At 64.6% G+C, this 20,736-nt stretch carries 11 protein-coding genes; 6 read left to right on the plus strand and 5 right to left on the minus strand.

Going from position 1 to position 20,736, the window contains the following annotated elements; all coding sequences use genetic code 11:
- Positions 1–67: 67 nt before the first annotated feature.
- Complete coding sequence (locus VGN72_01420) at positions 68–940, plus strand: DUF1559 domain-containing protein (protein ID HEV7297994.1); 873 nt, start codon at positions 68–70, stop codon at positions 938–940.
- A gap of 92 nt (positions 941–1,032) precedes the next feature.
- Here VGN72_01420 and VGN72_01425 read toward each other — a convergent pair whose 3' ends face one another.
- Together VGN72_01425 and msrP are read right to left on the minus strand one after the other, a co-directional pair.
- The gene (locus VGN72_01425) at positions 1,033–2,784 is read right to left on the minus strand and encodes a ferric reductase-like transmembrane domain-containing protein (protein HEV7297995.1); all 1,752 of its coding nucleotides are present in this window, start codon (positions 2,782–2,784) and stop codon (positions 1,033–1,035) included.
- A 134-nt stretch (positions 2,785–2,918) separates the two neighbouring features.
- A complete protein-coding gene (gene msrP, locus VGN72_01430) occupies positions 2,919–3,908 on the minus strand; it encodes a protein-methionine-sulfoxide reductase catalytic subunit MsrP (protein ID HEV7297996.1) in 990 nt (329 codons plus the stop codon).
- Positions 3,909–4,466: 558 nt separating this feature from the next.
- Here msrP and VGN72_01435 point away from each other — a divergent pair.
- Positions 4,467–8,726 (plus strand): chemotaxis protein CheB, encoded by a 4,260-nt coding sequence (locus VGN72_01435; protein HEV7297997.1) that lies wholly within the window; start codon positions 4,467–4,469, stop codon positions 8,724–8,726.
- A 304-nt stretch (positions 8,727–9,030) separates the two neighbouring features.
- Here VGN72_01435 and VGN72_01440 read toward each other — a convergent pair whose 3' ends face one another.
- Complete coding sequence (locus VGN72_01440) at positions 9,031–9,285, minus strand: hypothetical protein (GenBank protein ID HEV7297998.1); 255 nt, start codon at positions 9,283–9,285, stop codon at positions 9,031–9,033.
- Between the two features lie 165 nt (positions 9,286–9,450).
- Here VGN72_01440 and VGN72_01445 point away from each other — a divergent pair, with 165 nt between their 5' ends.
- The 3 genes from VGN72_01445 (at position 9,451) to glgB (ending at position 17,195) form a co-directional block, all read left to right on the plus strand.
- Positions 9,451–11,508 carry an alpha-1,4-glucan--maltose-1-phosphate maltosyltransferase gene (locus VGN72_01445; GenBank protein HEV7297999.1) on the plus strand — a complete coding sequence of 686 codons (2,058 nt, stop codon included), beginning with the start codon at positions 9,451–9,453 and terminating at the stop codon, positions 11,506–11,508.
- Positions 11,509–11,562: 54 nt separating this feature from the next.
- Positions 11,563–15,036 (plus strand): maltose alpha-D-glucosyltransferase, encoded by a 3,474-nt coding sequence (gene treS / locus VGN72_01450; GenBank protein HEV7298000.1) that lies wholly within the window; start codon positions 11,563–11,565, stop codon positions 15,034–15,036.
- A gap of 185 nt (positions 15,037–15,221) precedes the next feature.
- A complete protein-coding gene (gene glgB, locus VGN72_01455) occupies positions 15,222–17,195 on the plus strand; it encodes a 1,4-alpha-glucan branching protein GlgB (protein ID HEV7298001.1) in 1,974 nt (657 codons plus the stop codon).
- A gap of 90 nt (positions 17,196–17,285) precedes the next feature.
- On the opposite strand, the gene ilvD is transcribed toward glgB, so the two are convergent.
- Positions 17,286–18,998, minus strand: coding sequence for a dihydroxy-acid dehydratase (gene ilvD, locus VGN72_01460; GenBank protein HEV7298002.1), 1,713 nt, complete (start codon positions 18,996–18,998; stop codon positions 17,286–17,288).
- A 202-nt stretch (positions 18,999–19,200) separates the two neighbouring features.
- On the opposite strand from ilvD, the gene VGN72_01465 reads away from it, so the two are divergent.
- Positions 19,201–19,686 carry a hypothetical protein gene (locus VGN72_01465; protein HEV7298003.1) on the plus strand — a complete coding sequence of 162 codons (486 nt, stop codon included), beginning with the start codon at positions 19,201–19,203 and terminating at the stop codon, positions 19,684–19,686.
- Between the two features lie 221 nt (positions 19,687–19,907).
- Here the strand turns inward: VGN72_01465 and VGN72_01470 are convergent, their stop codons facing one another.
- On the minus strand, positions 19,908–20,720 hold the full coding sequence (locus VGN72_01470; protein ID HEV7298004.1) for a TIM barrel protein: 813 nt from the start codon (positions 20,718–20,720) through the stop codon (positions 19,908–19,910).
- Positions 20,721–20,736: the final 16 nt, after the last annotated feature.

Below are 20,736 nucleotides of genomic sequence, written 5' to 3' on the forward strand. Positions count from 1 at the left end.
CCAGCCTCGTCCCAGTGCTGCATGCGCGTGGGCCAAGGCGTGGCACAACATCTCACGCGGAGCGTCTATGTTCATTCGAAATTCACGTCGTGCGTTCACTTTGGTTGAACTCCTCGTCGTCATCGGCATCATCGCGTTGCTGATCTCGATCCTGCTCCCAGCGCTGAACAAGGCCCGCTCAGCGGCCCGCACCACGGCTTGTCTGTCGAACTTGCGACAGATGGGGTTTGGGCTTGCGCTTTACGCGTCGAACAACAATGACTGGCTGCCACCGGGCAGTCTGTCGCATGGCGGAGATAGCACTACCTGGGCCATATCGATTTCGCCGTATTTGGGCGGCAAGGGGCACACGCGGAACACAGCCGTATTCCCGTTACCCCCGGTTTTTCAGGATCCGAGTGCGACCATCCTGGAGGGAATGGTTCATTACTCTTCCAATCCCCTCGTTTTGCCAGACATGAACTACAGGGTCGGGTGGAACCCAGCCGACCGGGTCTATCTACGACAGTACAAGATGTCGCGCGCCCGACCGGCGGCCGAGCTGTTCGCATTGGCGGACGGTGTACAGATCGGGAGCATCATGCTCGGTGGCAGCCGCTACAACGCTGCGGCGGTCGCGCGGTGGATCAACGCATCGATTTACGATCAGGAGTACAGGACTTACTCGCGCGAAGCGTTCTTCAACGGCCGTCCGGACTCGAAGATCGCGCTCAGCCGGAATAACAATCGCGACGCCGCATCGGGTACGCCGCCCGCCGGAGATATTCGCTATCGCGAACGACAAAACACGGCCGCGAACTTCCTGTTCTTTGACGGCCATGCTGAGACCATCATCCGTGGAACGGATACCCCTGCAGGGCCTAACCCCGGATCGATCAAGCAGAGCAACCTGCGGCCGGCTGCGTTCAATAATCAACGACCGACCCCACCTTTCGAGTGATGCTCTGGGATCGCAGCCTGGAAGGATAGCGGTCGAAGCTGTAACGGTCGCGTTGGCAATTACGGCGTTGCGTTTGAACAGATGTAGCGCGTTCACGCGTCGATGGTGACGGGTCCCACGCAGTGCGCTTGGCACGCGAGCACGTACCCCTTAGCGCGATCGCTGGCGCTGAGCGCGTCTTGCGTTGTCATCTCGACCTGGCCGCCGATCAGGTTCACCTTGCACTGGCCGCAGATGCCGGAGCGGCAGTCGAAGTCGATGTTCACGCCGGTCGCCTCGGCGACCTCCAGCACGCTTTGGTTCGTTGAAGCGACGCCGACGCGACCCGATCGTGCAAAAGTGACGGCGGCGCCGTCGGTGCTTGCCGCTGGGCTGATTATCGACGGTTCGGCCGTTCCAGCGATCAGCGGCGAAGCGTCTGCCACCTCTTCCATTCCCGCAACGTCACGGCCCGGTGACGTGAACGACTCGAAGTGAATTCGATCTTCCGGCACGCCTAATTCGCGCAGCAGCTGGCGGGTGGGTTCCAGCATGGCATCGGGGCCGCAAATGTGGACGACGCTCTCGCGGATGTGCGGCGCATGGGCGATCACCTGCTGGGCCGTCAGCCGGCCACGCGGGCCGGGGGTGGTTTGGGCATCGGCGCCGGTGAGGGTCGTCAGCACGTGCAGGTTTGAATGGCGGCGCTGCAGGTAGTCGAGCTCGTCACGGTAGATCACGTCCGCAGCGGTGCGGGCGGCGTAGCAGAGGTGAATGTCGCCGGGCCAGCAGATGTCGGTGAGGTAGCGGATCTTCGACATCAGCGGCGTGATGCCGACGCCGCCGGCGATCATCACGATGTGCGGCGATTCCGTCCCTGCGAACGTGAATCGGCCGGCGGGTGCGGAGACGGTCAGCACGTCGCCCCTTTGCACGGCCCGATGCAGGAACTGCGACGCCACGCCGTCGCGCTTCACGGTGATCTCGCAGTACGCCGTCCGGCTTGGCGAAGACGCGATGGTGTACGAACGGTTAACCGTCTGGCCGTCGATGTTCAACACGATGTTTAGGTACTGGCCGGGCAGGAACGTGAACGGCAGCGTGAGCCCGTCCAACGCCGTCAGACGAAACGTGCGAACGTTGGGCGTTTCGTCGAACGTGCCTGCAACGCGCAACTGGCCGCGCCAGAACTTCGGCAAAAGGCGCGGCGCGATTGCAGTGGCCATGCCAGTCGGCTGCACGGAAACGTGAGCGATGGCCGGCGTCTTCTCCCGCATGCGCGATAGGCGGACGAGCGAGTAGACCGGGCGGAAGCCCAGCAGCACGCCGAGCGCCACCGCGAAACTCGCGGGGCGCGTGACGTCCGCCTTCACCAGCATGTAATAGTGGACCACCCCAAGGATCGCCGACACGTACGCCAGCCGATGCAGCAGTTTCCATCGCTTCGGCCCAAGCCGGCGGATCATGCCGTCGGTCGAGGTGACGGCCAGCGGCACCATCAGCAGCAACGCGGCGCTGCCGACGATCAGGTAGGGTCGCAGCACCATTTCCGACAGCGTGCTGCGCACGTTCATCGCACGGTCGCCGACGAAGAAGATGCCCAGGTGCAGCATCGCGTGGAAGAACGCGTACAGGCCGATCGTCCGCCGGAAGAGCACCAGCCAGTTCCAGCCGGTCAATCGAGCCAGCGGGGTGATGAACAGCGAGCCGACCAGGAAGGTCAGCGCCAGCATGCCCGTCGTGCGGATCGCGAAGTTGACCGGGTTGGCGCCGAGTTGCCCGCGCAACGCGTCGTACCCCAGCAACGCCGCGGGCACGGCGCAGTTCAGCGCGACTATAAGCTTTTCAACGCGGGTGATCTTCATAGGGCGGTTTCGTGCGTGATATCTAAGCGCGTCATCCTGAGGTACGTCAAAGGATCTCTTCAATTTGGCGGGTGCCAAGAGATCCTTCGGAGTACCTCAGGATGACGATGGTTGCATCGTGAAGCACTTAGCATTTAGTACTGCTGTCGCAGGTCCATGCCACTGTACAGGCTTGCCACCTGCTCACCGTACCCGTTGAACATCAGCGTCGGTCGGCGGCCGGGCAGGCCGATGCGCTGTTCGGTGGCTTGGCTCCAGCGCGGGTGGGCGACCTCGGGGTTCACATTGGCGTAGAAGCCGTACTCGTTCGGAGCCGACTTGTTCCACGTGGTCGGCGGCTCGGCCTCGGTCAACGTGATGCGCACGATCGACTTGATCCCCTTGAACCCGTACTTCCACGGCACCACCAACCGCAGCGGCGCGCCGTTCTGCGCCGGCATCTCGCGGCCATACAGACCACTGGCGAGCAACGTCAGGGGGTGCATCGCCTCGTCCATGCGCAGGCCTTCCACGTACGGCCAATCCAGCACGGCGCGGCGTTGACCGGGGAATCGCTGTGGATCGAACAGCGTTTGAAACGCCACGTACTTCGCGTTGCTGCGCGGCTCGACCTTATCCAGCAACTTCGACAACGAGTATCCCGCCCAGGGGATGACCATCGACCATCCCTCGACGCAGCGCATGCGGTAGACGCGCTCTTCCGGTGCCGCGACGGTCAGCAGATCGTCAAGGTCGAACTGCGTGGGCCTGGCGACGTTGCCATCCACCATCACGGTCCACGGCCGCGATACGAAACCGGCCGCCAGTGGGGCGACGCCTTCCTTGTCGGTCGTGAACTCGTAGAAGTTGTTGTAGTTCGTCACGCTCACCAGCGGCGTCAGCGGTTCATCAACGAAGAACCCGCTCGCGGCGCTGGGCTGGGTGGCGGGCGCGGTGGTCAGGCCGGCAAGCCTGGGCGTCTCGGGCACGGCGACACTGGAGCCGGCGCGGTTCAACTGGCGGTAGATCAACCCCGTCGCCGCGAGCGTCGCGACGGCGACGCCGGCCTGCATGAAGGCGCGCCGGCTCTTGTAGGTCGCCTCGGGCGTCACCTCGCTCGACGGTATGCGATCGGGTGTCTGCATCGTGTCGGACTCGTTCGATATCGGGACGGCCGTGTGAAACCCAACGCCACCCCGGCGACCCCGCGGCGGTCGCAAGGGCAGGTCGCCTGACGTGATATTAGCACGCCAGGCGACGGATCGTCGGCGAAAGTCGCCGGTATTTCATCATCGAACCGCCACCCTGCACCAAGCTCATGTCATCGTGGCGGCGGTCAGCATACGATTGTTAACGGACTTCGACAAAATTGAACTCAAGCGACCGCATGGGCTGCAAAGAACCATTTTCGGCTTGCCGACAGTTCGTCGGCGGGGGAGTGTGATGATCGGTGCGCCATCATCCTGTCGATTGTTGATTTTGTCGTGCCGAAGAAGCTCTAAGCCGCCGCCGCCGGCGCACTGCGGAGACGGCGGTATCGTCTCCGCGGAGCGCCGGACACTGCTATTTTCCTTAGAGAAGGGCCGTTCTGCCGCTCGTCATCACACATTATAACGGTGGATCGTGGCGGCAAGTCGAGTAAGATTGACATATTGATGGCGCGAAGTAGGCCGGATCGACAAACGGCAAATGCAAGGAACGTAGTGCCCGCACGTAAAAGTAACCAACAGAATCAACATGAGCAGGGGGATGGCTCGCACGGTGGTCCGCCGCCCGGTGGTTCCTCGGAGCGCGATCAGCTTGATCGCGCGGCACAACCCGTCGACGACGAGGCGCCGCCGCGCTTGCCGTTCCCGGTGATTGGAATCGGCGCATCCGCCGGTGGGTTGGAAGCGTTCCTGGAGTTCTTCAAGGTCCTGCGGGCCGATACGGGCATGGCGTTCGTGCTCGTGCAGCACCTGCCCCCCGACCGCGAGAGCATGGTTGCCGACATCCTGTCCAAGCGTACCGCGATGCCGGTGCTGCAGGTGGAAGACGGCATGCCGGTGCAGCCCAACCACGTCTACGTCATTCGCCCCGGCCGGACGATGACGATCCAGGACGGCCTTCTGCGCCTGGGCGAACCGTTGGAGAAGGCCGGTCATCGACGGCCCGTGGACGACTTTTTCCGGTCGCTGGCCGAGGAACAGCGCGAGCGCGCGATCGGTGTGATCCTGTCTGGCATGGGCAGCAACGGGTCGGCCGGCGCGCAGGTGATCAAGGCGGTGGGGGGCGTCTGCATCGCGCAGGACCCCGACTCGGCCAAGTTCCCGTCCATGCCGCGCAGCCTGATCGACGCGCAGCTGGCTGACTTCATCCTGCGTCCCGATCAGATTCCCGAGGTGCTGCAGCAGTACGCCGCCCACCCCTACGCGCAGGGCCGCAGTGCGACCGAACTGTCGATCAAGCAGGATCGCAACGCGATCACCGAGATCCTGACGCTGCTGCGGACGCGCTCGCGGCGCAATTTCGAGGGATACAAGCAGCCGACGGTCCTTCGCCGCATTCAGCGACGCATGGGGCTGCACCAGTTAACCGAGCTCAACGGTTACGCGAAGCTGCTGCGGCAGAACCCGTCGGAGGCTACGGCGCTGGCGGACGATCTGGTCATCCACGTCACCGGCTTCTTCCGCGACCGCGAGGCGTGGGAATCGCTGCGCACGCGCGTCATCGAGCCCCTGGTGGCCGAGCGGGAAGAACACAGCTCGATCCGCGTCTGGGTGACCGCCTGTTCCAGTGGCGAGGAGGCCTACACGCTCGGCATGCTGCTGTTGGAGGCGGCCGAGGCCAAACAGAAGACGTTCGACATCAAGATTTTCGCGACCGACCTCGCCGATCGCATGTTGGCGCAGGCGCGGATGGGCGTCTACCCGCAGGGCATCGAAGGGGAGATAACGTCGGAACGGCTGGAGCGTTTCTTTGAAAAGGTGGACGCGGTCTACCGGGTGCGCAAGGAGCTGCGCGAGCTGATCGTCTTCTCGGCACAGAATATCCTGCAGGATCCCCCGTTCTCGCGGTTGGACATCTGCACCTGCCGCAACCTGCTGATCTACCTCGAGCCGGCGGTGCAGCGCCGCGTGATGTCGCTGTTGCACTTCGGTCTGCGCGAGGGGGGAACGCTGTTCCTAGGCAATTCCGAGACCGTCAACGGCGCCGACGACCTGTTCGACCCGGTGGACAAGAAGTGGCGCATCTTCCGGCGCATCGGCATTACGCGTCCGGGGGAATTTGCCTTTCCACCCGTCACCACCGGGCGTCGCCAGCTTGCCGCAAACGAGGTCGAGCACGGCGGCACCGGCGGATCCGTGCGCAGCGTCCCGCGCGCCTCGTTGGCCCACGTCGCGCAGCGCACGCTCCTCGAACGCTTCACGCCCGCCGCCGTCGTGGTCGATTCGCAGCACCGGGTGGCCTACTTCCACGGCGACACCAGCCCGTACCTCTCGCAGCCCGCCGGTGAGCCGACGCGCGAGGTGCTGCAGATGGCCCGCGAGGGCGTCCGCGGGGCGTTGCGCATCGCGCTGCACAAGTCGATGGCGGAGCAGACGAGCTCCGAAGTGCGCGACGGCTACATCGAGACGACCAGCGGGCGCGTCCGCGTCGCCGTCACCGTGGCGCCGTTGGACGACAATTCGTTGCCCGGCTTCTTCCTCGTCAGCTTCGCGCAGTGGGTCGCGCCCCAAGCGCTGGTCGGGGCCAACGGCAACGGGAACGGCAGCGGCGCAGATGGTAACGGTGACGGCGAGCGCCAGCTGATGCTCGAACTGCATCGCGTGCGCGACGAACTGCAGAGCACGGTCGAGGAACTGCAGACCAGCAACGAGGAGTTGAAGGCCTCCAACGAGGAGGTGACGAGCGTCAACGAGGAACTGCAGTCGACCAACGAGGAACTGGAGACGAGCAAGGAAGAGCTCCAGTCGATGAACGAGGAGCTGACGACCGTCAACGCCCAGCTGCAGGCGAAGATGGAGGAGCTGGAGGCCACGACCAACGACCTCAGCAGCCTGTTGAGCAGCACGGACATCGCGGTGGTCTTCCTCGACACGCGCTTCCGCATCCGCCGGTTCACGCCGATCGTGCGCGACCTGTTCGAGTTGATCCCATCGGACATGGGGCGTCCGCTCAGCGACCTGTCCCCGAAGTTCTCCGATCCTGACCTGCTGCGCGATGCCGAGGCGGTGCTTGCGCGACTGGTGCCGATCGAGCGCGAGGTGCAGAGCACGAGCGGCCAGTGGTACATGCGCCGCGTGCTGCCGTACCGCACGACCGACAATCGGATCGAGGGCGTCGTGGTGACGTTCGTGGACATCACCCGTCGCCGGGAGGCCGAACAGCGGCAGCGGGAGGGGGAGGAACGGTACCGCCTGATCGTGCAGAGCGTGAAGGAGTACGCGATCTTCCTGATGGACCCGGATGGCCGCATCACGATGTGGAGCGCCGGCGCCGAGCACGTGCTGGGCTTCACGGAAGCCGAAGCGATGGGCCAAGCCGGGGCGTTCATCTTCACGCCCGAGGACCGCGCCGCCGGCGCGCCCAAGGACGAGCTCGCTGGGGCCGCATTGCATGGGCAATCGCTCGATGAGCGATGGCACCTGCGCAAGGGTGGCGAGCGCTTCTGGGGCAGCGGGGCGGTGACGGCGCTGTACAACGACCGCCGCGAGTTGACCGGCTTCGTGAAGGTGATGCGCGACAACACCGACCGCAAGCGGGCCGAGCAGACGCTACAGCAGGCCCACGCCACCGCCGAGGCGGCCAACGAGGCCAAGGATCAGTTCCTGGCCACCGCGTCGCACGAGCTGCGCACGCCGCTGAGCGCGATCCTGCTTTGGACGCAGATGATCAAGAATGGCACGATCACGCCCGAGTCGTTCCAGGAGGGCATCGCGGCCATCGAGCACAGCGCGCTGGCGCAGAAGCAGTTGATCGACGATCTGCTCGACACGTCGCGCATCTCGTCGGGCAAGCTGCGGCTAAACATACGCCCGACCGACTTGGCCAGCGTGGCGCGCCTGGCCGTGGAAGCCATCCGCCCGAGCGCGGCGGCGTCGGGCGTGACGGTGAACCTGTCGGTGCCGGACGACGCCGGGTTCGTGCTGGCCGACCCGGACCGGTTGCAGCAGGTCATCTGGAACGTGCTGACCAACGCGGTGAAGTTCACACCGCAAGGCGGGCGGGTCGACGTGCGACTGCACACGGGCGATCGCGCGCACGAGATCCGCGTGACCGACACCGGCCGTGGAATTGAGCCCGAATTTCTGCCGAAGGTCTTCAACCGCTTCCAGCAGGCCGACGCCGTCCATACCCGCTCGCAGGGTGGCCTCGGCCTGGGCCTGGCGATCACGAAGCAGCTCGTCGAACTGCACGGCGGCACGATTCGCGCCGAGAGCGCGGGCCTCGGCAAGGGCGCGACGTTCATCATCGAACTGACGCTGTCCCAAATGCCGCGCGACAGGGCCCCCAAGGCGCCACCCAAGCCCGCCCCAAAGGCCAAGACCAAGGGCAAGGCGAGCGACGTCGTGTCCAAGGCCGACAAGCGGCAACCGTTGAACGGGACGAAGGTGTTGCTGGTCGAGGACAACCCCGACTCGTCGGCAGCCCTGATCACGCTGCTGACCGCCGCCGGCGCCACGGTGCGCGCCACCCATTCCGCCACCGCCGCGATGCAGGCGCTGGCCGAGGCGCTGCCGGACGTGATCGTCAGCGACATCGCGATGCCCGGCGTCGACGGCTACGCCTTCATGCGCCAGGTCCGCACCGACGAGGCCCACCAGCGCCGCCCGCAGATCCCCGCGATCGCGCTGTCGGCCTTCTCGCGCGAGGTCGACCAGGTGCGCGCCAAAGACGCCGGCTTCCAACGGCACGTGTCCAAGCCGGTCGACACGAACCAGCTGATCTCCACGCTCGTGGAATTGGTTGGGGTGCGTTGAGGTGAGAACGCTTTCGGGCGGCGCGAGCACGCACTACAGATAGACGCGGCGAGAATGATTCCCGTGGACGCAAGCGCCTACACCCGACGTGTCATCCAGAAGGGTTGCCTATCGGTTTGAGCGTGCTCGCTCCGGCCCCTCTCCCGGTACTCCGGGGGAGGCTGGGAGGGGGTCTTACCCATCTCGACGGAACGATCGCTTATCCTCAGACCGATCCCTCAGGTCGCTACCGCTGGGGTTCAGGATGACAGTGCCTTGACGCGCTACAAATGAAGTGAAACCGCTTCTAGCGCTCCGGCAACACCTACCGCGACTCGCGGGCGAGCGCTTTGGCCAGTTCGCGTCCCTCGCTCGTCAGGATGACCCGTCCGATCTTGTCGCGCTCGGCCAGCGCGGTCAGCACGAACTGTTCCTCGGCGGCCCGCGACGCATCCATGTTCAGCCCGGCGGCGCCGGCGATGGACGCCGAGTCGGTGTAGCTAGCCCCCTCGCTTCCAAGGCTCCAGAACCCGATGGCCCACTTCACCTGCTCAGGCGTGAACTCGTCGCGCAGTTTCATGACGTGCAACATAACTGCTCGGCCGCGTTCGAGATAGCGGGAAACGGCCGAGATAATACGCGGTCGACGACCGGTTCAGTTCCCGGTGAGCCATGTTCGTTGCAGAGCAAAAAAGATCGAGAAATGTCCCCTCTCAAGCGAGCGGTGCGTTCCTATACTGCGCGCATGATTGAGACGGCTGCAACCCCATCGGAACGCGCGGGCAACGCCGCGGCCACGCGGGCCGGCGCATCGCAGGTCCAGGCGCCAGCCGCGGGGCGATCGCGCGTGATCGTCGAGAACATCGTGCCGCTCGTGGACGGCGGGCGGTTTCCGGTCAAACGATCGGTCGGTGAACTCGTGCGCGTGGAGGCCGACGCGTTCGTCGACGGTCACGACAAGATCGGCGTCGCCATCCGCCATCGCTCGGGCAACGCCAGCGAATGGCGCGAGGCGGAGATGGCCCCGCTGGTGAACGACCGCTGGGCCGGTGAGTTTCCGGTGCACGCGGTGGGCTGGCACGAATTTACCGTCGTCGCGTGGGTCGACCGGTTCGCCACGTGGCGCTACGACCTGCAGAAGCGCGTGGGGGCGGGGCAGAACGTCAGCGTCGACCTGCTGATCGGCGCCGAACTGGTTGAAGAGGCCGCCCGGGCGACGGAAGGCGACGTATCACGATCGCTTAGCGAGTTTGGGCGCTTCCTGCGGTCCGATTCGCGTGGTGAGGCGACGGAGATCGCGCTGGGGCCGTCGCTGCAAACGCTGATGCGCCAGCACGGGCCACGGCTGTTCGTCACGGAATATCCGACGCCGGTGAAGATGTGGGTCGACCGCACGCGGGCCCGGTTCAGTTCGTGGTACGAGTTTTTCCCACGATCAGCGTCGGCCGAGCCGGGCAAGCACGGCACGCTGCGCGACGTGGCGGGGCGGATGGATTACGTCGCCAAAATGGGCTTCGACGTCGTCTACCTGCCGCCGATCCACCCCATCGGTCGCGCGTTCCGCAAGGGCCGCAACAACTCACCCGTGGCCGAGCCCGGCGACGTCGGCAGCCCTTGGGCGATCGGCGGACCGGAAGGCGGCCACGACGCGATCCACCCGCAGCTTGGCACGATCGGCGACTTCGACCATCTGATCGCCAGTGCCAATGACCGCGGGATTGAAATCGCGCTGGATCTGGCGTTTCAGTGCTCGCCGGACCACCCGTACGTGAAGGAGCATCCGCAATGGTTCCGCCATCGGCCAGATGGCACGATCCAGTACGCCGAGAACCCACCGAAGAAGTATCAGGACATTTACCCGTTCGACTTCGAGTGCGACGACTGGCAGAACCTGTGGAACGAGCTGCTGCGCGTAACGATGCACTGGGTGCAGCATGGCGTGCGCATCTTCCGCGTCGACAACCCGCACACGAAGCCCTTCCCCTTCTGGGAATGGCTGATCGCCGAGGTGAAGCGGCGCGAGCCGGCGGTGCTATTTCTGGCTGAGGCGTTCACGCGGCCAAAGGTGATGTACCGGCTGGCGAAGCTGGGGTTCACGCAGTCGTACACCTACTTCGCGTGGCGCAACGACCCTTGGAGCATCAAGCAGTACTACACCGAACTGACGGCCGCCCCGGTGGTGGACTTCTTCCGCCCCAACGCGTGGCCGAACACGCCGGACATTTTAAACGAGTACCTGCAGACGGATGCCCGATCAGCGTACGTGGTACGTGCCGTGCTGGCCGCCACATTGTGCGCCAACTACGGCATCTACGGACCGACGTTCGAACTGATGGACGGCCGACCGGTGCGGCACGGCAGCGAGGAGTATCTGGATTCGGAGAAATACCAGATCCGCCAGTGGGACCTCGACAATCCGCACTCGCTGACCGATTTGCTTGGCCGGCTGAATCGTATTCGCAAGAGCAATCCCGCGCTGCAAACCGACCGCGGCCTGATGTTCCACAAGTGCGACAACGAGTCGGTGGTCGTGTTCAGCAAAACGCTCGGCGACAACGTGATTCTGGTGGCGGCCAATACCGACCCATACCACACGCAGTGGGCCAATCTGGACCTGAACTTGGCGGCCATGGGTTTGACGGCCGACCAGCCGTTCCAGGTGCACGATCTGCTGACCGATGCGCGGTACCGCTGGCAGGGGCATCACGCGGTGGTGGGGCTGGACCCCGGCACCACGCCCGTCCACGTCTTCGCGGTGCGACGGCGGTCGCGAACGGAACATGATTTTGAGTACTTCGTCTGATCCTGAACCTTTGCACGGAAGAGGTCGCGCGTGAGCTCGCAGCCTTCGACAACAATGCCCCCCACGACACTCGTTCCCGTTGCGCCCCCCGTTACCGTGCGCGATGACGCGTTCCCGGATGACCCCATGTGGTACCGCAACGCCGTCATCTACCAGATGCACGTGCGCTCGTTCGCCGACAGCAACGGCGACGGCATCGGCGACTTCAACGGGTTGATCTCGAAGCTCGATTACCTCGAACAGCTCGGTATCACCGCGATTTGGCTGCTGCCGTTCTACCCCAGCCCGTTGAAGGACGACGGTTACGACATCGCCGACTACACGAGCGTGAACCCCTCGTACGGCACCATCGACGAGGTCCGCCGGTTCATCGCCGAGGCGCACCGCCGGCAGATTCGGGTGATTACGGAACTGGTCATCAACCACACGTCTGACCAGCACGCGTGGTTCCAGCGCGCCCGAAAGGCGCCCAAGGGCAGTCCCGAGCGCGACTTCTACGTCTGGAGCGATTCGCCGGAAAAGTACAGCGGCGTGCGGATCATCTTTAAGGACTTCGAACCCAGCAACTGGACCTTCGACCATCAGGCCGGCCAGTACTACTGGCACCGCTTCTTCCACCACCAGCCCGACCTGAACTTCGACAACATCGCGGTGCACGAGGCCGTGCTGAAGGTGTGCGACTTCTGGATGGCCGCCGGTGTGGATGGCGTGCGACTGGACGCGGTGCCGTACCTGTACGAGCGCGAGGGCACGAGCTGCGAGAACCTGCCCGAGACGCACGATTTCCTCAAAAAACTGCGTACGCACGTCGACACGAACTGGCCCGGCCGCATGTTGCTGGCCGAGGCCAACCAGTGGCCGGAGGACGCGATCGCCTACTTCGGGCAAGGCGAGGGCGACGAGTGCCACATGAACTTCCACTTCCCCCTGATGCCGCGGCTGTTCATGTCGCTGCGCATGGAGGACCGCTATCCGATCATCGACATCCTCGAGCAGACGCCACCCATCCCCAAGACCTCGCAGTGGGCGATGTTTTTGCGCAACCACGATGAACTGACGCTGGAAATGGTGACCGATGAGGAGCGCGACTACATGTGGCGCGTCTACGCCAGCGACCCCGCCGCCCGTATCAACATGGGCATCCGCCGCCGCCTGGCGCCACTGCTGGACAACAGCCGGCGGAAGATCGAACTGATGAACGCGCTATTGTTTTCCATGCCCGGCACGCCCGTCATCTACTACGGTGACGAGGTGGGCATGGGGGACAACATCTTCCTGGGCGATCGCAACGGTGTGCGCACGCCGATGCAGTGGAGCCCCGACCGCAACGCCGGCTTCAGCCGCGCCAACCCGCAGCGGCTGTTCCTGCCGATCATCATCGATCCGGAATACCATTACGAATCGATCAACGTCGAAGCGCAGAGCAGCAACCCCTCGTCGCTAATGTGGTGGATGAAGCGCCTCATCGCGCTGCGCAAGCGCAACCCCGTCCTCGGCCATGGCGAGATCAAATTCCTGTCGCCGGCCAACCCGAAGGTGCTGGCGTTCCTGCGGACCGATGGCGAATCGCAGGTGCTGGTGATCGCCAACCTGTCGCGCTTCGCGCAACCGGTCGAGCTGGATTTGCCCGAATACATCGGCGCGACGCCGGTCGAGATGTTCGGCAACGTGCGCTTCCCCACCATCGCGGGCGAGGGCAAGTACACGCTGTCGGTCGGCCCGCACGGGTTCTTCTGGTTCACGATCGAACCGGCCGTCACCGTCACCGCGACGGCGCAGCCTGTGCTGGCCGACGTGCGCGTGCAGGCGATGGGCGAGATCCTGATGCAAGGCGCGGCGTTCGCCCGCATGCTCGAACTGCAGTTGCCACGCCTGCTGCCGACGCGGCGATGGTTCGTGTCGAAGGCGCGCAGCGTGCGCGGCGCACGCGTCGCGGCACAGCTTCCGGTGCGCCCGACAGAAGGTTCTTCCGCAGCGTCGAACCAGCAGCGATATCTGTTTGTGGTGGATGTCGAGTTCACCGAGGGGGAAGCCGAGACGTACGCCGTGCCGTTGTCGGCGACGCCCGCGAAGACGTGGCATAGCACACCGGCGGGCGAGGCGGGCGTGCTGCTTCGCGTCACCGACGCCGCGGGCGATCGCTGGATCATTCAGGACGGCATGACCGACCCCGATTTTGCCCGCCTGCTGCTGCAAGCCGCGGTGCAGGGGCAAACCATCGACGGGCCGGGCGTACGCCTGGTTGGCCGGCCGATCGGCGCCGGTGCGGCAAGGCTGGATTTGGCGACGCTGGAACCGAAGATGCCCGACCGCGAACAGAGCAATACGAACGTCGTCTTCGACGATCAGCTCATCCTGAAGCTCTACCGCCGGCTGGGCGACGGTGTGAACCCGGAACTGGAGATCGGCGAACACCTCACCGCCAAGGCGGCCTTTGCCAACACCGCGGCGCTGGCGGGCGCGATCGAGATCACCGGTCACGGCGCGCCGCGTACGCTGGCGGTCGTGCTGACGTACGTGCCGAACGAGGGGGACGCCTGGGGCACGTTCCTGGACTTTGGCCAGCGGTACTTTGAGGGACTGGAAGCGCTGCCGGCCGAGCAGTTCGACGCGCTTTGCCTGCCGGGCGATGCTGGATGCGCCAGCGATGTGGACGCGCCGCCCGCCGACGTCGTCTCGCTGATCGCCGAGCCGTTGGAACTGGCGCGGTTGCTGGGCCAGCGCACCGCGGAAATGCATGCCGCGATGGCGGTGGAGTCGGGCGACGCGGCGTTCCAGCCGGAGCCGTACAGCCCCGTCTACCAGCGCGGTTTGCTGCAATCGATGCGCAACACGACGCGCACCGCGATGACCACGATCTCCCAGCGCCTCGCCTCGCTTCCACCCGAGGCCGCCGAGGCTGCCAAGGCAGTGATGGCGCGCGAGGCGGACATCCTGAACATGTTCCGCGAGCTCACCGGCCGACCGATCCGCGCGCCGCGCATCCGCACGCATGGCGACTACCACCTCGGGCAGGTGCTCTGGACGGGCAAGGACTTCGTCATCATCGACTTCGAAGGTGAACCGCTGCGCCCGGTTGGCGAACGGCGGTTGAAGCGGTCGTCGATGCGCGACGTCGCCGGCATGGTCCGCAGCTTCGACTACGCCGCCTGGACATCGCTGCGTCGGCACTGGGAACTGCTGCCACCGGATGGCCGTGTTGCGGCGCGCGATCGCGACGTGCGTGGCGCGGTGCTGTGGGGCGCGTGGCTCAGCCGCGAGTTCGTGCGTGCGTACGCCGCGCGATTGCGCGAGGTGCGGCCCGACCTGCTGCCACCGAGCCTGGCGGACGCGGAACTGGTGCTGCGGTCGTGGGTGTTGGAGAAGGCGCTGTATGAGATCCGGTACGAGTTGAACTCACGGCCAGACTGGGTCGACATCCCGCTGCGCGCCGTGGCGACGCTGTTGAACGAAACCCACGCCGCCGTGCCGGAAGGCGCACTGGCGGCGAAGCCGGAGGACGTGGCGCCAACGGAAGGGCCGGCGTAGCCGTGCGCTTCTGGTCCCCTCTCCCTCCGGGAGAGGGTTAGGGTGAGGGCGTGTGGTTCTGCAGATGCGTACCGTCATGGAACGCACCCTCACCCCGGCCCTCTCCCGGAGGGAGAGGGAGAGTTAAGCCGTCTGCCGTATTGGCGCAGATGCGCGGCCCGAGCAAGCGAAGAAGAGGCAAGTTCATGAGCATCACAGCGAACCAGAAGCAGCGCATCAGCGCATCGGCCGATTCGCCCACCCTTGGCGATCACGACCTCTACCTGTTTAACGAGGGCACGCACAGCCGCCTGTACGGCAAGCTCGGCGCGCACTGCCAGCCCGGCGGTGGCGTCCACTTCGCCGTCTGGGCCCCCAACGCGCACAGCGTCTCGGTCATCGGCGACTTCAACGGCTGGGACAAAGGCCGCCATCCGATGACCGCTCGCGGCCAGTCGGGCCTGTGGGAAGGGGTGATCAACGAAGCGAAGGAAGGATCGTTCTACAAGTTCCACATCGTGTCGTGCATCAACGGCTACACGGTAGACAAGGTCGACCCGTTCGGCTTCATGCACGCGCCGGCGCCGCGGAAGGAATCGATCGTCCGCAAGCTGGATTACGACTGGAGCGACGCCGATTGGATGAAGGAGCGCGGCCAGCGGCAGAAGCTCGATCAGCCGATGAGCACTTACGAGATGCACCTGGGCTCGTGGATGCGCGTGCCGGAGGAGGAGAACCGCTTTCTAACGTACCGCGAGATCGCGCCGAAGCTGGCCGATTATCTCACCGATCGCGGGTTCACGCACGTCGAGTTTCTGCCGCTCATGGAGCATCCGTTTTACGGGTCGTGGGGGTATCAGACGACGGGGTACTTTGCGCCCACCAGTCGGTACGGCACGCCGCAGGACCTGATGTTTTTGGTCGACACGCTGCACCAGCGCGGCATCGGCGTCATTCTCGATTGGGTGCCGTCGCACTTCCCCAGCGACGAGCACGGCCTGGCGTTCTTCGACGGCACCAAGCTCTACGAGCACGCCGACCCGCGCAAGGGGTTTCACCCCGACTGGAAGAGCGAGATCTTCAACTACGGCCGGCACGAGGTGCGCTCGTTCCTGCTCTCGAGCGCAATCTTCTGGTTGGATAAGTTTCACGCCGACGGACTGCGCGTGGACGCCGTCGCGTCGATGCTCTACCTCGACTATGGCCGCAAGCAGGGCGAGTGGATTCCCAACGAGTACGGCGGGCGCGAAAACATCGAAGCCATGGAATTCCTGCGGCAAATGAACCGCGAAATCTACGGCCAGTTCCCCGACGTGCAGACGATCGCCGAGGAATCGACCTCGTGGCCCATGGTGTCGCGGCCGATCCACATTGGTGGGCTCGGGTTCGGCTACAAGTGGGACATGGGGTGGATGAACGACACGCTGCGCTACTTCCAGCAGGACCCGGTCTACCGCAGCTACCACCACAACAAGCTCAGCTTCCGCGGCATGTATCAGTACAGCGAGAACTACGTGCTGCCGTTGTCGCACGATGAGGTGGTTCACCTGAAGGGATCGCTGCTGAGCCGCATGCCCGGCGACCACTGGCAGCAGTTCGCCAACTTGCGGCTGCTGCTCGTCAACCAATACACCCAACCTGGTAAGAAGCTGCTGTTCATGGGCGGCGAGTTCGGCCAGTGGGGCGAGTGGAACCATGACCGCAGTTTGGATTGGGACCTGCTCGGCTGGGACTCGCACCGCGGCGCGCAGAAGATGGTCGACGACCTGAACCGCCTGTACCGCAGCGAGCCCGCGCTGCACGAGGGCGACTGCCAGCCGTTCGGCTTCGAATGGATCGACGCCAACGACAACGCCCAAAGCGTCACGACCTTCCTAAGGCGCGGCCGCGATCCGAAGGACGTGGTGCTGGTGGCGGTAAACCACACGCCCGTCGTGCGGCACAACTATCGCGTGGGCCTGCCGATCGGCGGCACCTGGCGCGAAATCTTCAACAGCGACGCGAAACTCTACTGGGGCAGCGGGCAGGGCAACCTGGGCGCGATCGAGGCGTCGCCACTGCCGCATTACCAGTGGCCAAAGTCGATCATGCTGACGCTGCCGCCACTGGGGGCGGTGATGTTGAAGCCGGATGTCGCCGAATCCGGCCCCTCTCCCGGTACTCCGGGAGAGGCTGGGTGAGGGTGATTTCGAACTGCTGACGACTCTCGTTACAGCGAAATCACCCTCACCCTAACCCTCTCCCGGCGTACCGGGAGAGGGAACCGAAATCTACTCGTCCGTCACGCAGCCTTCGCTGGCGCTTTTCACGTTCTTGATGTACTTATAAAGCGTACCGCGGTGCACCTTGTACGCCGGCCGTTGCCAGGCCTTGCGGCGCGTGGCCAGTTCGCTGTCGGCGACGAGCAAATCGATCGTGTTCTTGTCGGCATCGATGCGCACGCGGTCGCCGGTCTTGGCCAAGGCGATCGTGCCACCCTCGACGGCTTCGGGGGTCACGTGGCCGATGATGAAGCCATGGCTGCCGCCACTGAAGCGGCCGTCGGTGATAAGGGCGACGTCGTTTAGCAGGCCGTAGCCGGCCAGCGCGCTCGTGGGCGTGAGCATTTCGGGCATGCCGGGGCCGCCCTTGGGGCCTTCGTAGCGGATGATGATCACGTCGCCCTTGCCGATCTGGCCCTTTTCCAAGCCAACCAGCATGTCCTCTTCCGAATCGTAGACCTTGGCCGGGCCTTCGAACTGCGTGCCTTCCTTGCCGGTGATTTTGGCGACGGCGCCTTCAGACGCCAGGTTGCCCTTCAGGATGCGGATGTGTCCGTCGTGCTTGATCGGGTTGTCGAGCGCGTGAACGATCGGCTGGCCGGCGGACAGGCTTGGCAGTTCGTTCACGTTCTCGGCGAGCGTTTTGCCGGTGACGGTCATCTGCGAGCCGTCGATGAACTTGTTTTCGATCATCATCTTGATGACGGCCGGCACGCCACCGACGGCGTGCAGATCTTCCATCACGTACTTGCCGCTCGGGCGGAAGTCGCTGAGCAGGGGGGTGGTGTCGCTGACGCGCTGCCAGTCTTCGATGGTCAGATCAATCCCGAACGAGCGGGCCATGGCGATCGAGTGCAGGACGGCGTTCGTCGACCCGCCGAGCACGATCGTGAGGCGCATCGCGTTGATGAAGCTCTGCTTCGTCACGATGTCGCGCGGCTTCAGGTCGAGTTCCAACAGCCGCTTCACCGCGGCGCCGGCGCGAATGCACTCGTCGATCTTCTCCTGAGAGTCGGCCGGAAGGGATGAATCGTACGGCAGCGTGAGGCCGAGGCATTCGATGAACGACGCCATGGTGTTGGCGGTGTACATGCCGCCGCACGCGCCCTGGCCGGGGCAGCTACGGCTGAGGATTTCCTTGCGTTCCACTTCGGTAATGCGGCCGGCGAGGCTTTGGCCGTAGCTTTGGAACGCGCTGACCACGTCCAGCTTTTCCTCGGTGCCGCGAATCTTGGCGCAACCCGCGCGAATGCTGCCGCCGTAGACCATGATGGACGGGCGGTTGAGGCGGCCCATCGCCATCACGACGCCGGGCATGTTTTTATCGCAACCGGGCAACGCGACGAGGCCGTCGTACCACTGGGCGCCCATGATCGTCTCGATGCTGTCGGCGATCAGGTCGCGCGATTGGAGCGAGAAGCTCATGCCATCGGTGCCCATCGAGATGCCATCGGACACGCCGACCGTGTTAAATCGCATGCCGACGCAACCCGCCTCGGTGGCCCCGCGCTTCACGTGGTTGCCAAGGTCGGCCAGGTGCATGTTGCAGGGGTTGCCCTCGTACCAAACGCTGCCGATGCCGATCTGTGGCTTGTCGAGGTCCTGCCACGACAGGCCGGTGGCGATCAGCATGGCCTGCGATGCACCCTGGCTCGCGGGCTGGGTGATGCGCGAGGAAAACTTGTTCAACTTCTGGGACGCGATGGGGTTGGCGGTGGTCATAGCTCTGTCAGCAATGGGAAAACGGGTGCCGTTCGGTCGTCGCGAGGGTCGTACGACCGGTCGCGGCGGGCGATTATAATCAGAATGGCAGGCGATGTCCCTGTCGGGCGCGGTGGCGGCCACGTTATCGGTCCCGGCGCTCTGGCATAAAGTCGGGTTTCGACTACAATGGGTCGTTCGTTCACCCTCTGGAGACTTCCGTATGCGACCGCCGCTGAAGCTGAATTCGATCGATCAAGAGCACCTGCAGGAACTGTACAACGCCGCCGGTGTGGCCCGCGATGAGCTGCCGTACACGGAAAAGTTCGACGAGATCTGGGAGGGTTTCCAGGACCGCACGTTCAAGAATGCGGAAAAGGAACAGCTGTACGCCGCCATGCTGAAGTACACGCGCAGCAGCGGCAACGCCGCCGCCGAATTGCCGGCAAGCAACCTGACCGAAGAGCAGGTGAAGCAGTTGAAGATCGTGCTGTCGCGCCACGTGAAGGCGGGCAAGATCTTGCCCTTCAGCGAGGAATTCGACCACGCCCACCGCGAGTTCATCAAGGTGTCGGGCTCGAACGTGACCCAACAGGAATTCTGGCACGGCATCCTGCGTGCCCAGGGCAGCCGCCGAAAGCCCCCGACCCGCAAGAAGGTCGCCGTCGCGAAGGCGGAAGATGATGGCAGTGATGAGGATGGGGAATAGGCCGGGCGGTTCAATCGAAAAGCAACGGGAGCCGTGGGCGATCGCCCACGGCTCTTTTCTTTGCGCACTCCGGCGGTTGCCATGGGCGTACTACAACACCAACTGTCATCCCGATGGGAGGCTTGCCGACCTGAGGGATCTCGATTGGCGGACGGTGCCGGCCATGGGAGATCCCGCGCGTCCCGCCCGCTCCCCTCGGGATGACAGGGTGTTAGATAGATCTACCGCGCGTCCATAAACCGTGTCTTCTGCCGATCCGCCATCCAGTGGCAGATCTCCCACAGGTTCGCGACCGGCTGCCCGGTGTACGGCAGCGTGTGCATGTACCCGGGTGGCCCAAACTCGGGCGTCAGCGTGCTAACAGCCACCCCGCGCGACCGCTGTGATTGCCAAACCATATCCCACCACCGTTCATGGGCGGCCAGCGCACCAGCATATTCCGGCGCTCGCGGGTCGGGCACCTGCGGGCCTTCCTCGTAGCCGACGCGCGCGTGCAGGTGAATCGTCCGCTCGGCCGTCAGCTTGATGATGTCGTCGCAGTCGCCCAGCAGCCGCTCGGCAACGCAGACCCAGTGGGAAAAGTCGGCGCAGATGTTCAGCGACGGGTGCCGTTCCAGCAGGTCCCGCGCCTGCCATGGATTGAACATCTGCCGGCCGCGATGCGTCTCGTGGCCCACGGGTAGGCCGATCGACTTCTCGATCGCCAGCGCTTCCCGAAAGAATGCATCGGCCTCAGCCGGCGACCAAGCATCCCGCCCGGCGTGGCTCGTGATCTTCATCGCGCCGAACTCGCTCGCCTGCTCGACCTGCTCTCGAAACGACCTCACGTGTGCCTGCACGTCCGGCCCACCCGAAAAGGCCATCGCGATGAACCCAAAGCCGTGCTCGTTCAGCAGTTTTTTGAAACGTGGACGTTCGGCCTCGGTGGGTAGCGCGGTCTCGATCGCCGTGAAACCGGCCGCCTTAAGCTTGGGGAAGCAGGTCTCCCACGGTTCGTTGACACCCCACAAATGACGCACGAACTGCAATTTCATAAGGTTCCCTTTGTTG

The sequence above is a fragment of the Tepidisphaeraceae bacterium genome (assembly GCA_035998445.1).
In the GTDB taxonomy this organism is placed as follows: domain Bacteria; phylum Planctomycetota; class Phycisphaerae; order Tepidisphaerales; family Tepidisphaeraceae; genus DASYHQ01.